We start from the raw sequence: 13,743 nt of genomic DNA on the forward strand, positions 1-13,743 counted from the left end.
CATGTGCATGCCTAGACGGAGCGATGGACCGAAGCTGAACAGCGGTCAAGAACTTGACTGCGCCCGGGGGAGCCGCAGGCCCGCGAGGAGCAGGGCGACCATGCGGTGGGTGTCGTAGCGGGGGTCGCGATCGGCGCCGATGCAGAGGTTGCCGACGGCGAGCATCAGCTCGATCGCCTTGATGTCGGGGCGGATCTCGCCCGCCTCGGCCGCGGCGTCGAGGAGTTCGGCGCAGACCGGGACCAGGCTGTCGATGAAGTAGGCGTGCAGGGTCACGAAGGTGGGGTCGTCGGACCGCAGCGCCTCGGCGAGGCCGTGCTTGGTGACCAGGAAGTCGACGAAGAGGTCGATCCACCGGGTCAGGGCGGCGTGCGCGGAGCCGCTGTTCGCCAGGAGGGTCGGGCCCGCCTCGACGCATGCCTCGACCTGGTGCCGGTAGACAGCGACGATCAGATCGGCCCGGGTCGGGAAGTGCCGGTAGATCGTGCCGACGCCGACGCCCGCCCTGGTCGCGATGTCGCGCACGGGCGCGTGCACGCCGGAGCTTACGAAGGCCGCGGCGGCTGCCTCCAGCAGCGCTTCCTTGTTGCGCCGGGCGTCGGCCCGCTGGCGGGGGGCCGCCGGGCCCGGCCCGCTGCCGATGTCGCTGCCGTCGCTGCCGATGTCGCTGCCGTCGATGTCGGCCACTGCGCTGCCGCCTCCGTCGCTCATGCCGTCACGCCTTGCCAAGCGGAACGACGTTCCATATGGTTTTTACCGGAACGCTGCTCCGCTTGCTCTCGATGCTAGCAGGGGCCCTGTGGCGCAAGGACCCCGGCAGGCCTGCGGAAAGCGCCGAACCGGCGCAGCCAGAAAGGACCCATCCCATGCCCAGCTTCGGGATCATGACCGCCCCCATGCAGGTCGACTACCGCGACGTCCTCCGGGTCTGGCGGGAGGCGGACACCGTCGCCGAGATCGAGCACGCCTGGCTGTTCGACCACCTGATGCCGATCCAGGGCGACCCGGGCGGACCGGCCTACGAGGGCTGGACCCTGCTCTCCGCCCTCGCCGCGCAGACCGAGCGGCTGCGGGTCGGCCTGCTGGTGACCAGCAACCGGTTCCGGCCGCCGGCGATGCTGGCCAAGATCGCCGCGACCGTCGACGTGGTCTCCGGCGGACGGCTCGACTTCGGGATCGGCGCGGGCTCGCGCCCGGACCACCCGCTGGCCCGGCGTGAATACGAGGCGCACGGGCTGCCGTTCCACGACTTCGCCCACTCCGTGGGCAGCCTGGCCGAGGCGTGCACCGTCATCCGGCGGCTGTGGACCGAGACCGAGCCGTTCGACTTCGCCGGTGACTACGTCCGACTCACCGGCGCCTTCGGCAATCCGAAGCCGGTCCAGCGCCCGCACCCGCCGATCCTGATCGGCGGACGCTCGGCGGCGACGCTGCGGGTGGCAGCCGAGCACGCCGACGTGTGGAACATCCCCGGCGGCGACCTGGACGACGCCGTCCACCGCAGCGCGCTGCTGGACCGCTACTGCACCGAGATCGGCCGCGACCCCGCCGCCGTCACCCGCTCGATGCACCTGGCGGTCGACTACGACCGCCCCCGCGACACCCGGGACGCGATCGACGCGGCGGTCGCCGCGGGCTTCCAGCACCTCGTCCTCGGCCTCCCGGCCCCTTACCCCGCCGGGGTCGCCCGATGGGTCGCCGACGAACTCATCGCCGGGGTGCGGGTCGCCGCCCGCTGACGCACGATCAGGCCCGCCTCCGGCGATCCCGGGAGGGGGATCGCCGGAGGCGGGGTCGGCGCGGTGGCGCTGACGTGCGCGGCGCCGACGTTCGCCGACGTTCGCCGACGTGCGGCGGCGAGGGTGCTACTGGCGTGAGCGTGCGCGGACCAGGCCGAGACCGGCCGCGGCCAGCGCCAGGACGGCGACGACCAGGGCGGCGATGCCCAGGCCGCGCGCGGTGGAGTCGCTCGGCTTGGCGGCCGTGGCGGCGGCGCTGGTGTTCGGCGCCGCGGACGCGGCAGCGCTGGGCGCCGCGGAGGGCGCGGCGCTGTCGCCGCCGTCGGGGACGGGGGCGGTCAGCGTCAGCACCGGGGCCGGGTGGTCCGGCTCGGGCTGGCCCTTGACGGTCTCGTCGATCCAGCGCACGACATTGCCGTCCGAGTAGGTCTGCAGCGCCTTGAAGACCAGTTGGTCGACCCCGGTGGGGAGTTGGCCGAAGGCGACGGTGAAGTCCTGGTACTGGCCCGGGGCGATCTTGCCCCCGGTCCAGAGCACCTCGGAGACCGCGTCGGTGATGTTCCCGTCGTCGGTGACGATGGGCTTGGCGAGCTTGACCGTCTTGACCGTCGAGGTCCAGCCGGGCAGCGGGGCCACCAGCACCGAGGCGATCGGCTGGGCGGCCGGGAAGAAGACGTCGACCTGCGTGGTGTCGGCCTTGTCCTCCTCGTTGGGGACCCGGAAGGTCAGGGTGCCGTCAGAGGCGCCCTGGGGGTAGCTGTCGGGGTGGACGGTGACGTGGGCGAACGCCGCGCCCGCGCCGGCCAGGACGGCGGCGGCGGTCAGCGCGGCGACGGTGGCCGCGCGGCGCAGCCCGCGGGTGGCCGTGCCGGTGCCGGTCGAACGGGGGCTCTGGGTGACAGAGGTGAGGGACATGGTGGAATGCTCCAACTGCTCGGGTCGGCGGCATCGCGAAGAACCGCCGGAGACCAACGGTGAAGGCAGCCCCCCGGGGGACAGGCACCGGGGAGCCGGGGACGGAGCCGCCGCAGGCCTGCGGCAGCTCACACGGTCGGGACCAGGACCGGTCCGGCCGACGGCGGCCCGCGACGTATCACCGCGTGACGGAGCATCAGGTGAAACCGGGGCCCGGAGGCCGCCCTCCAGCCGTGGCCCGCGCCGAAGAGGTCGGGGGGCTCCACGGACGGGGTGATCCAGGCCCGCAGCCAGGTGGTCAGACAGGGGGCGAGGGCGGCGGCATGGCGCAGCAGCGACCACAGTGCCGCCTCTCCGCGCCGCAGCCACCAGGCCGCCAGCAGCGCCGCGAGGGCGTGGGCGGCGACCGCCTGACTGCTCATGGCGTGGTGCGCGGCGCCGACCGCGGGGCCTGACATGCCCGCCATACCCGCCATGGCCGGCATCCCCGCCATATCGGCCATGCCCGGCATGGTCTGCATGTCCTGCATACCCGTCATACCGTGCATACCGGCCATGGCAGGGCCCGGCACCGGCATCGTGGCGTCGAACAGCAGGTGCAGGCCGACCTGGACCAGGCCCATCGCGCAGCCGATCGCCCGCATCGACTGCTCGTGGGAGCCCGCCAGGAAGCCGAACACCCCCACCACCGCGAATCCCACGGCCACGCTGGCCGCCCCGGGCACCGCCTGCATCGACAGGATGTGCGCGGCAGCCGCCAGAGCCGTGCACACGGCGGCGAACATGCCCGCCCGCAGGCTCCTCAGCGCGAGAGACGCACGCACCGTGCCGGAATCCTCTCGCCGGGGCCGCAGCCTTCGTGGCCATGCGCGGCCAAGGCAATCGGGGTGCTACGACCCCGCTACTGTACGCACCCGAGGCACGCCCGCACATCGCCCCCCCCGCAGAACAACCGGTCCCGGAACCACGGCCCCCGGAAGCACGACCTCCGGAACCCTCAGCCCCCTACCGCATCGACCCGGACGCCCGCACGCTGCGCCGGATCGCGGCGACCTCCGCGGAGCGGGTGAAGGCGCGGGACACGCGGCCCAACCGGTCGGCCTCCGAGTCGAGCCCGGTCACCGCGGCGGCGGAACCGGCCCAGCCGAGGTCGGCCGCCGCCGCAACAGCAGGGGCAGGGGCAGGGGCAGCAACAACTGCGGCGGTCGGGCCGGGGCCAGCGGGAGCGGGACGGGCCCCGCCCGGCGGCGTCGGCGGCGTCCCGCTGCGTGCCTGGGCCAACGCGGTGGCCAGGATCGCCGCCTCGACGGTCGCCTCCACCCGTCCCGGCGGCGTCGTGCCGTCCAGGACGGTGCGGCGTACCCGGGCGACCGACTCCTCGTCCACGTGTCGGCGCAGCAGCAGTCGGGCGTCGTGGATCTCGATGACCCTGCGGTAGAGCGCGAACCGCGCGTTCCGGGGCGGCAGCGGGCCGGCCGGGGCCATCAGCGCGATCTCCGGGAAGGTGCGGTGCAGCGCCGCCCACAGCGGTGTCAGCGCGCGGTAGCGGCGGTAGGCGGCGTACCAGTCGGCGCAGCCGGTGCGGAGTCTGCCGACCAGGGCCGTCGCCGCCGTGATGACCAGCAGCCCGACGCAGCCCGCGCCGAGCAGCGCGGAGACCGGGTCCTCGCCGCAGGCCTGCGCGCCGGAGCGGGCGGCGTCGACCACGTCGTCCAGGCCCCAGGCGGTCCAGAGCAGGCCCACCACCGTGCTGAGCAGCAGCAGGCGCAGGCCGGTGCGCAGCGGGCCCGGTTCGGCGGCGCGGGCGCGCTGGGCCAGTCGCAGGGCCAGCGCGGTCAGGCAGGCGACCACGTATCCGGTCACCAGCGCGTCGTAGCCGGCCAGCAGCCAGCCCCGGGAACTCCCGGTCTGCTGGGTGCCGTTGACGATCCTGACCTGGGCGGTGGCATAGAGCAGGACCATGGCTGCGACCACCGCGGCGGCGGTGAGCAGCCGCCTCCTGGTGGCGCGCCGGTAGGCCCCGGGCCTGGACGGCAGGGCCAGCGCCGCGGTGAGCAGGTGGAGTTGGCAGGCGGTGCAGCAGCGCAGGATGTCGCCGAGCAGGTCGAAAAGGTCGAACAGGTCGGGCAGGCCGAGGGTCAGGGCGGCGCGGTCGACCAGAGTCACCGTCGGCGGGGCCAGCAGGGCCATCGCCGCGCTCAGGATGTAGGCGAAGCCGTAGGCGTGGCGCATGGCCGCGGTGATCTCCTCGCGGCGTGCGGCGACGAAGCGGCCGATGCCGATGCCCAACGCACCCGCGGCCAGGGCCAGGTAGAGGACCAGGTCACCCATCGACACCCGCAGCGGATCCGAAACCGGGGGCGGCTTCGGGTACGGCTTCGGGGACGGTGAGCAGGGAGTCCAGCCAGTGGCCCGAGGTCTGGGCGCTCGCCGCCGGTCCGCCGCCGGTCCGGGACCGGCTGAGGATCATGGACGCCAGTAACTCGGCCTCCTGCTCCTGCGGCTCCGTGTAGACGGTGCGGCCGAGCACCCGCTCGACCAGGGACGGCGCCAGATGGGGCATCAGCACCTTGGCCGAGGCGAGCTTGACCGCCGTCGAGCCGACGTGGTCGAACAGCAGGTGCGCGAACTCATGGGTGAGGATGTGGCGCCGGTGCAGCGGCTCGGTGTCCGCGTTGTACAGGATGTAGTCGGCCTGGCCGGTGGCGATCAGCAGGCCGCAGGGCAGGTCGTCGCGTGCGGTGACCGGCATCAGTTCGATCCGGCGACCGCGTAAGCCGGACACCCGCTCCAGTAGGTCGTCCTCGTCGAAGGCCTCGGGGAGCCGGAGTTGGTCGTCGATTCTTCGACATCGCCGGACCAGGCCCCTGTTGTGAAGACAGCCGACACGCACCCTGTGACCCCCATGCTTCATCACCCCGGCCCGGCTGCTGCCGGCGACTTCGGGAACCGTCTCGCGGACTGCCGCTCGGCGGGCGGACTACTGGGAGCCCTTGCCCCGGGTGGCCTCGCGCCGTGCGATCGCGTCGATCAGATCGCTCACGGTGTCCAGCCCCTCGGGGGACAGGTTCACCGCGCGCAGCGCCATGTTGCGCACGCCCGCGTCGCGCAGGGCGCCGAGCAGCGCCAGCTCCCTGGAGATCTCCGCGCCCTGCTCCTCGTCGAAGAAGTAGGCGGGCGGGACCTGGAAGAACTGGGCCAGGGCCTCCAGATGACGCTTGGTCGGGTTGTCCCGCCGACCGGTGCGCAGCTGCCACAGGTAGGTCGCGGAGAAGGTCTCGCCGGTGGACTCCCGGCAGGCCTTGGCGACTTCCTCATGGCTGAACTGCTCACGGTTCGGGCGGCGGACCGCCTGGAACAGTGCGTCGATCCTTTGGGCCAGACCCCCCGCGGGATCTCCTGCGGGAGCCGCCGGGGACTGCTCGGACTCCGTCACAGCGCCTCCTTCTTCGCGCTCCGACGCAAACCTGTGTGAAGCAACGTGTACTGAGCGCCCACCCTAGCTGCTATCCGCATAGACCGCATCCCCCGGGAGCGGGTTGTCCCGCACGGGTCATCTCAGCTGAGATGAATGGACTTGCATCCGTCATTCACGGCGCTTGACAGTCCAGCCGCGCTCCGGGCATGCTCAAGGGCGTCAGCGGAGATGAACACAATCTCCAGTCGATTCACATCAGCTGACATGAGACCGAGAGACGAGGGAGGTGGCGTGCGCATGGCCCGACGTGGTCGGCAGGTGCCGATGCGGTATCAGCTCACCCAGAGCGAGTGCGGTCTTGCCTGCCTGGCCATGGTGCTCAGCCACCACGGCCGGAGCACCTCCGTCCCCGACTGCCGCGCCCTGGTGGGCTCGGGGCGGGACGGGGTGTCGGTGCCCGCGCTGGTCTCCGCCGCCGAGGCGGCGGGGCTCACCGTCACCGTCGACCGCTCCGCCGACCCCTTCGAGCAGCCGCTCGAAGGCCCGGCCATCGCCTTTCTGTCGCGGCACCACTTCGTGGTGGTCACCCGGGTCACCGCACGCTGGGTGCACACCACCGACCCCACCCACGGCCGCCGCCGGCACGACCGGGCCCGCTTCGCCGCCGGATACGGCGGGGTGCTGCTCAGGATGGTCCCCGGAGCCGGCTTCGAACGCCGGAGGACGCCGCTGCGGGCCGCGCCGATGGTCCGCTACCTGGCCCAGTTCGTGGGCGCCCGCGGCTCCCGCCGGGTGCTGGGCGCGACGGTCGCGCTGGCCGCCGGGCTGCAGGTGATGGCCCTGGCCACCCCGCTGCTCACCAAGGCCGTGGTCGACTCGGTGGTGCCGGGGGACCGGCTCGGCTCGCTCACCGGCATCGGCGTCGGCATCGCCGCGGTGGCCCTGCTCTGCGGGGCGCTGTCCTTCGGACGGGCACTGGCGCTGCTGGCGGTCCGGGTCCGCGGCGACCAGATGATGAGCAGACGGTTCGTCACCCACCTGTTCCGGCTGCCGATGGGCTTCTTCCTCGACCGCGGCCGGGGTGACCTGCTGATGCGGCTGTCCAGCGTGGCCTCCACCCGGGAGACCCTGGTCCAGCAGCTGCTGTCGACCCTGATCGACGGCTTCCTGCTGGTGGGCTACCTGATCGGACTGCTACTGCTGTCACCGCTCTACGCCGCCGCGCTGATACCGCTGTTCCTGGCCCAACTGCTGGTGCTCGGCATCACCTACCGCAGGATGCGCACGCTCTCCCAACAGGAGCTGCGAGCCCGCTCCGAGGAGCAGAGCTACCTGGTCGAGGCGCTGGAGGCGATCGTCCCGCTGAAGGCCAACGGCGTCGAGGCGCGCGCCGCCCAGCGCTGGGAGACGCTGTTCACCGCCTACCAGGGCACCGTGCGGCTGCGCGGCCGAACCGCGGCCCGGATCGGCGCGGCCCGCCAGGCGCTCAGCACCCTCGCGCCGCTCGCCCTGCTCTGGGTCGGGGCGTGGATGGTGCTGACCCACCGGATGAGCCTGGGGACGATGCTGGCCGCCAACGCGGTGGCGCTGTCCGTCCTCGCCCCGCTGGAGACCTTTGCCAGCTCGGGGCAGGTCTACCAGGTGGTCAGGGCGCAGGTGGAACGGGTCTTCGACGTGGTCGACTCGGCCGAGGAGCCCTCCGGTGCGGTGCGGCTGGCCGACGACACCCCCAGCCGGATCACCCTGCACGGCGTCGGCTTCCGCTACCAGGAGAACCAGCGGCCGGTGCTGCGCGGCCTGGAGCTCGACCTGCCGCCCGGCGCCAAACTGGGCGTGGTCGGCAGGACCGGCTCCGGGAAGAGCACGCTCGGACTGCTCATCCTGGGCCTGCTCCGGGCCGACGAGGGCGAGATCCGCTACGACGGAGTGCCCGTCGCCGACCTCGACATCTGGGAGCTGCGCGCCCGCTGCGGCGCGGTGCTCCAGGAACTGACCCTGTTCAACGGCACCATCAGGGACAACCTCACGCTCTCCCGCCCGGACGCCCCGGCCGACGAGGTGATCAGGGCGGCCAGGACCGCCGGGCTGCACGACGACGTGCTGGCCCTGCCGATGGGCTACGACACCATGGTCGGCCAGGGCGGCAGCGCCCTCTCCGCCGGCCAGCGCCAACGGGTCGCCCTGGCACGGGCGTTGGTGCACCGGCCGCGGCTGCTGCTGCTCGACGAGGCGACCAGCCACCTCGACCCGGCCACCGAGCGGCAGGTGGACGCGGCGCTCAGCGAACTCGCGGTGACCCGGATCGTGGTCTCGCACCGGCTCAGCGCGATCCGCAACGCGGACCAGACCATCGTGCTGGACGGCGGCCGGGTGGTGCAGCACGGCAGGCACGAGGAACTGATCCGCGCGGACGGCCTCTACCGCAGGCTGTTCGGCGACACCGCGGTGACGGCGAGGGCCGTCGGATGAACCACCCCGCCCCGGCTCCGAGCCGCACCCGCCCGCCCGGACCGGCCGTCACCGGACAGGCCGTCACCCGACCCGCAGGTCCCGCCGTCGTAGGAGGAGCCCCCGTGCAGAACCCCTGGCTGCTCATGGCCGACGACGAGTTCTACACCCCGGTCCGCCCCGGCTCCGGAGCGCCGACCACCCCGCTCACCCCGGCCGGACTGCCGTCCGGCTGGTCGGGACACGACCACAGCGTCTGGCGGCACTGGTCGCCACCCGCGGGGCCCGGCGCCGAGCAGGGTTGGAAGGTGCATGTCTCGGCCGTGCCGCAGCGGCTCGCCGAGGTGCTGGACCGGGTCGCCGCCGCCTGCTTCGCCCTCGACGTCGCCTTCAAGCACCTCGGCTCGGCCGACTACTTCCTGATGCTGCATCAGAAGCACTCCAGCCGGGTGCAGGCCGGCAAGTTCTGCGCCGCCTACCCCGGCGACGCGCACACCGCCCGGCTGCTGATGGAGCGGCTCACCCTCGACCTGGCCGACGAGGAGGGCGCCTACGTCCTCACCGACCGGCGGTTCGGCCCCAGCAAGGTGGTGCACTACCGCTACGGCGCCTTCACCCGGCGCGAACGGCTGCGACTGGACGGCACCAGCGAGCCCCTGGTCCGGGACGCGGAGGGCAACGACGTCCCGGACGAGCGGCGCCCGTCCTTCGTGCTGCCGGCCGGGATCGAGGACCCGTTCCTCGGCAACCGGCCCCCGCGCGGACCCGCACGCGGCGGTCCGGCCCTGCTCAACGACCGCTTCCAGGTGCAGGAGGCGATCCGGCACAGCAACGGCGGCGGCACCTACCAGGCCCTGGACACCCGGACCGGCGCAACCGTGTTCGTCAAGGAGGCCAGGGCCAGGAACGGCTACGGCGCGGACTGGACCGACGCCCGGGAACGGCTGCGGCAGGAGCACCGCAGTCTGCGGACCGTGCACGAGCAGGCACCGGGGGTGTGCCCGGAACCGCTCGACTACTTCGGGCACTGGGAGCACGAGTTCCTGGTCACCGAGTTCGTCCCGGGCCACCCGCTGTTCCGCTGGTCGGCCGTGCACCAGGTGCTGCCGCAGCTGGACACCGACCCGCGGCGGCGGGCCGAGTACCTGGCCCGGGTGGAGCGGCTGCTGGACTCGCTGCGCTCCGCGCTGGACCGGCTGCACGCCATCGGGCTGCGCTTCGGCGACCTGAGCCACGGCAACGTCCTGGTCCAGGACGACGACACGGTCCGGCTGATCGACTTCGAGACCGCCACCGCGCTGTCCGAACCCCCGGTGCAGCTGGGGACCATCGGCTACGCGGCTCCCGCCGAACTGCTGGCGGCGGGCGTCGACGGCGACGAGTACGGTTTCTCGGCACTGGCCATGCTGCTGCTCTTCCCGCTGGCCCGCCCGCTCCAGGTCGACCCGGTGGGCCGACTGGAACTGCACCGCCGCGACCTGGACCGGCACCTGCCGATCCCGGAGCGGCTGTGGGAGCAGGCCACCCGGTTCTACCGTCCGGGCTCCGGGGCAACTACCGCTGCTCCGGCCGTCCCTGACACTCCGTTCCCGCTGCCGACCGCGGCCGAGCTGGACGCACGACCGCTGGCCTCGCTCACCGCGCTGGGCGACGGCCTGGCCGCGGGCCTGGTCGCGATGGCCCGTCCCGAGCAGGCCGACTGGGTGTTCCCGCCGGGGCCCGACGGCTACGCCGCGAACACCCACTGCCTGGCCCACGGCACCGCCGGGGTGCTGCACGCCCTGCACCACTGGGGCGCAGCGGTGCCGGAGGAGATCCTGACCAGGTTCCGCCGGGACGCCCTGGCCGCGGCGGACGCGCTGCCGCCCGGCCTGCAGGCGGGCGCCGCGGGCCTCGCCTGGACCCTGGCCGAGCTGGGCCGGCCGGAGGAGGCCGAGCTGCTGCTCGACCACGCGCAGCGGCACCCGCTGCTGGCCCGGTCCGCACTGCTCGGCCACGGCTCGGCGGGCGTCGGGATGGCCCGGCTGCTGCTGCACCGGCTGCACGGCGACCCGGGGCAGCTGAAGGCGGCGGCCTCGATCGCGGACGCCCTGCTCGGAACCGGCCTCGACGCGCTGGACGCGGAGGCCGGGACCCCCGGGCTCGACCAGGGCCGCTCCGGGGTCGCGCTGTTCCTGCACGAGCTGGGCCGCGACACCGGTGAGCACCGCTACCACGCGGCGGCCCGCCGACTGGTCCACGCGGAACTGGACCAGGCCGAGGACTGCGGCGAGGACGGGCTGCGGTTCAACGACGGCGGCGGCCGACGGGTGATCACCTACCTCACCATCGGCTCGGCCGGGGTCGCCACCGCGCTGACCCGGCTGGCGGCGGACCTCGGCGACGAGCGCTGCGCGACCGCGCTGCCGCGGGTGCTGGTCCCGTGCCGGGCCACCAGCTCGGTCGAGCCCGGCCTCTACACCGGCGTCGGCAGCTGGGCCTACGCCCACGCCGAGCACGCCGACCACGCGGGCGGCCCGGACGACCGGGCCACCGCGGTGCGTATCGCCACCAGCCTGGCCAAGTACACCGTGCGCTTCGGCGGCGGGCTGCGGGTGCTGGGCTCGTTCGAGCCCCGCTACCACGCGGACCTGGCCACCGGCAGCGCGGGCGTGCTGCTCGCCCTGGCCCGGGTAGTGAAGGGCCCACCGGCCTCGCTGTTCCTCCCGGACGTGTGAGCCCCGCCGCCCGCACCGTCCCCCCACAGACTCCGGCCCCGCCAGGTCGTCGACAGACCGGGCGGACCAGGCCGGTCCGCGCAGCCCTCAGCCGGCAGCAGGGCTCCGCACCAGGCAGAACACCCGTTATCCCAGAGAGGAAGACACCATGGAGTACGACGACGTCATCGAGCAGGACAGCATCCTCGGCCTGCAGGACCTCCCCGAGTACGGCGGCAGCGCGATCGAGCCGATGATGGGCGGCCAGACCAGTTGGTTCAGCATCTGGTCCGACTGCATGATCGCCCGCCCGGTCCAGCAGTAGCAGCCACCCAGCCTCGGTCATCCAGCAGAACGGGACGACGACCATGCAGCAGGACGACATCCTGGAACTCCAGGACCTTCCCGAGTACGGCGGCTCCGCTCATCCGGAGCTGTTCGGGCTGACCAGCTGGATCAGCGTCGAGGGCGACTGCGAGACCAACCTCACGCTGCCCATGCCGTACTGATCCCCGCTCACCCGCACCACCGGAGGCGGCCCCTGCGCTCAGCAGAGGCCGCCTTCGGCGCGAGCTGCTCCCGGCCCGCTCAGCCCTGGATGCGTGCGGCGAGCACCGCGATGTCGTCGTCGGGCGCGCCGGGGGTGACCGCGGCCAGCACGTGGTCGAGCAGCTCGTCCAGCGGTCCGGCGGGCTGGGGCCGTCCGAGGCGGGTGAGCCTGGCCAGGGAGGCGTCGATGTCCTCGGTGCGGCGCTCGACCAGCCCGTCGGTGTAGAGCAGCAGCACCTGGCCGGGGTGCATGGCGTGGACCACGGCCTGGTAGTCGCCCAGGCCGGTGCCCAGCGGCGGCCCGGTCGGCACGTCCAGCAGCCGCGCCGGGTGTCCGGGGCCGAGCAGCGCGGGCGGGAGGTGTCCCGCGCTGGCGAAGGTGCAGCGGTGGCGTGCGGGCTCGACCAGGGCGAGCAGGCAGGTGGCCGGGCGGGTGGCGTCGTTCTGCGAGGTGAGGTGGTCCAGCTGGCGCAGGATGCGGTGCGGCGGCAGGTCGGTCGCGGCGATGTAGCGGAGCAGGGTGCGGTAGGAGCTCATGTCCACCGCCGCCTCCACGCCGTGCCCCATGACGTCGCCGATGACCAGGAGCGTTCGGCCGAAGGAGAGCCGCACGGCTTCGAACCAGTCCCCGCCCACCATCGCGGACGTGCCGCTGGGCAGGTAGCGGGATGCCAGCTCCAGGTTCGCGTGCGGGTTGCCCGGCTCGGCCAGCAGCGCCCGCTGCAGATCGATGGTCAGATCCTGGGCCAGGGCGTGCCGCCGGGCGTCGTCGATGCTCCGGGCCGCCCGGTCGGCCACGGCCTGGACCGCCGCGGCCTCGTCCTCGGCCGACACGCTGCTCGCGGTGGCGGTCGCGGTCCGCAGCAGTGACAGCACCCCGATGAGCTGGCCCCTGGCGCGCAGCGGCACGATCAGCACGCTGCCGGTCGCGCTGCCGCCCCCGGCGCCGATCTCGCAGCTCCAGTCCTGCCCCGCGTCGACGCCGGGGTGGGCGTCCCCGCCCTGCCGGAGGCAGCGGGAGGTGGGGCAGTCGGGCCGGTGCCGCACCCACTGCCCGGCGGGGGTGAGCCCGCTGAGCCGGGCCCGCTGGGCCGAGGCGGCCTCCAGGGCGATCCGCCGCGCCCGCAGCGGACCCGACCCGAGGGTCAGCCCGGTCGGAAGTGCCTCGGGCGGCATGATCTCCACACTCGCCAGGTCCGCGAACCGCGGCAGCACGAAACGCGCCAGCTCGGTGCAGGTCGCCTGCAGGTCCAGGGTGGTGCCGATCCGGCGCGAGGCCTCGTCCAGCAGCGTCAGCCGGGCGTGGTCCGCCAGCAGGCCGCGCAGCGCACGTGCGCTCCGGGGGTCCGCCGCCGCGATGGGCTCACCCGCGCCGAGGCCGGCGCTCACGTCGTGGGAACGCACCTGGCCTCCCTGCTCTGGTCCACTCCGGGGAAGCAATCATCAGGCCCCCGGATGTGCGACGCACCCCGGCAGCCCGTGAGATAGGCGACACGAGGAAATGCTACGCCCCCACACCGACCCCACGTCCCCCACCCACCCCAACCGTCCGTGCATCCTCACCATCCTCACGCGAATGTTCGACTGGATGTCCGCCCGGAAGGTCGCCGGTGCCGCGAACATCCTGTTCGGGACGAGTACGTACGGTTTTCGGTCATGTTCGCCGATGGTTGATCTGCGCACTACAACCACGCGTCGGCGAGGGTTACGTTGGTCGAGCAAGTAGTTGCCTCTACCATCTATCTCCCCGGAGGAGCCCGCCGTGCGAGTGAGTGTGGACCGGGACAGATGCTGCAGCTCCGGGCAGTGCGTGGCCGCCGTGCCCGAGGTGTTCGACCAGAGCGAGGACGACGGGATGGTCCTGCTGCTGGAGCCGCTGCCCGAGCCGCGACTGCGGGCCGGTGTCCGGATGGCGGCGGGCATCTGCCCCGGCCGGGCCATCTCGGTCCAGGAGTCCTGAAGCGAATCCCACGTCATA

At 73.3% G+C, this 13,743-nt stretch carries 13 protein-coding genes; 6 read left to right on the forward strand and 7 right to left on the reverse strand.

Annotated features, from left to right (window positions below; all coding sequences use genetic code 11):
• Positions 1–45 precede the first annotated feature (45 nt).
• Positions 46–711, reverse strand: coding sequence for a TetR/AcrR family transcriptional regulator (locus ACEZDE_RS20750; RefSeq protein WP_380537944.1), 666 nt, complete (start codon positions 709–711; stop codon positions 46–48).
• Between the two features lie 155 nt (positions 712–866).
• Between ACEZDE_RS20750 and ACEZDE_RS20755 the strand changes: the two genes are divergently transcribed.
• Positions 867–1,739, forward strand: coding sequence for an LLM class flavin-dependent oxidoreductase (locus ACEZDE_RS20755; protein WP_380537946.1), 873 nt, complete (start codon positions 867–869; stop codon positions 1,737–1,739).
• A gap of 126 nt (positions 1,740–1,865) precedes the next feature.
• On the opposite strand, the gene ACEZDE_RS20760 is transcribed toward ACEZDE_RS20755, so the two are convergent.
• The 5 genes from ACEZDE_RS20760 to ACEZDE_RS20780 all read right to left on the reverse strand — a co-directional run bounded on the left by ACEZDE_RS20760 (position 1,866) and on the right by ACEZDE_RS20780 (position 6,090).
• The gene (locus ACEZDE_RS20760; protein WP_380537948.1) at positions 1,866–2,654 is read right to left on the reverse strand and encodes a YcnI family copper-binding membrane protein; all 789 of its coding nucleotides are present in this window, start codon (positions 2,652–2,654) and stop codon (positions 1,866–1,868) included.
• Between the two features lie 128 nt (positions 2,655–2,782).
• Positions 2,783–3,478, reverse strand: coding sequence for a hypothetical protein (locus ACEZDE_RS20765; RefSeq protein WP_380537950.1), 696 nt, complete (start codon positions 3,476–3,478; stop codon positions 2,783–2,785).
• 181 nt (positions 3,479–3,659) lie between these two features.
• Complete coding sequence (locus tag ACEZDE_RS20770) at positions 3,660–4,985, reverse strand: MAB_1171c family putative transporter (protein ID WP_380537952.1); 1,326 nt, start codon at positions 4,983–4,985, stop codon at positions 3,660–3,662.
• Positions 4,978–5,439, reverse strand: a complete 462-nt coding sequence (locus tag ACEZDE_RS20775) for a ParH-like protein (RefSeq protein ID WP_380537954.1) — start codon at positions 5,437–5,439, stop codon at positions 4,978–4,980. Before ACEZDE_RS20775 ends, ACEZDE_RS20770 begins: the two co-directional genes overlap by 8 nt.
• 195 nt (positions 5,440–5,634) lie before the next feature.
• Positions 5,635–6,090, reverse strand: a complete 456-nt coding sequence (locus tag ACEZDE_RS20780; RefSeq protein WP_380537956.1) for an XRE family transcriptional regulator — start codon at positions 6,088–6,090, stop codon at positions 5,635–5,637.
• Positions 6,091–6,369: 279 nt separating this feature from the next.
• Between ACEZDE_RS20780 and ACEZDE_RS20785 the strand changes: the two genes are divergently transcribed.
• From ACEZDE_RS20785 to ACEZDE_RS20800, 4 genes are all read left to right on the forward strand, one after another.
• Positions 6,370–8,541: a peptidase domain-containing ABC transporter gene (locus ACEZDE_RS20785; protein WP_380537958.1), complete on the forward strand. Its 2,172-nt coding sequence runs from the start codon at positions 6,370–6,372 to the stop codon at positions 8,539–8,541.
• Positions 8,542–8,645: 104 nt separating this feature from the next.
• The gene (gene lanKC, locus ACEZDE_RS20790; protein ID WP_380537960.1) at positions 8,646–11,237 is read left to right on the forward strand and encodes a class III lanthionine synthetase LanKC; all 2,592 of its coding nucleotides are present in this window, start codon (positions 8,646–8,648) and stop codon (positions 11,235–11,237) included.
• A gap of 148 nt (positions 11,238–11,385) precedes the next feature.
• Positions 11,386–11,541: a hypothetical protein gene (locus ACEZDE_RS20795; RefSeq protein ID WP_380537962.1), complete on the forward strand. Its 156-nt coding sequence runs from the start codon at positions 11,386–11,388 to the stop codon at positions 11,539–11,541.
• A gap of 43 nt (positions 11,542–11,584) precedes the next feature.
• Positions 11,585–11,725, forward strand: coding sequence for a hypothetical protein (locus ACEZDE_RS20800; RefSeq protein WP_380537964.1), 141 nt, complete (start codon positions 11,585–11,587; stop codon positions 11,723–11,725).
• A 79-nt stretch (positions 11,726–11,804) separates the two neighbouring features.
• On the opposite strand, the gene ACEZDE_RS20805 is transcribed toward ACEZDE_RS20800, so the two are convergent.
• Positions 11,805–13,169 (reverse strand): PP2C family protein-serine/threonine phosphatase, encoded by a 1,365-nt coding sequence (locus tag ACEZDE_RS20805; RefSeq protein ID WP_380537966.1) that lies wholly within the window; start codon positions 13,167–13,169, stop codon positions 11,805–11,807.
• 358 nt (positions 13,170–13,527) lie between these two features.
• Between ACEZDE_RS20805 and ACEZDE_RS20810 the strand changes: the two genes are divergently transcribed.
• Positions 13,528–13,725, forward strand: a complete 198-nt coding sequence (locus ACEZDE_RS20810) for a ferredoxin (protein ID WP_380537968.1) — start codon at positions 13,528–13,530, stop codon at positions 13,723–13,725.
• Positions 13,726–13,743: the final 18 nt, after the last annotated feature.

The organism is Streptacidiphilus cavernicola, assembly GCF_042510955.1.
GTDB classification, from domain to species: Bacteria; Actinomycetota; Actinomycetes; order Streptomycetales; family Streptomycetaceae; genus Streptacidiphilus; species Streptacidiphilus cavernicola.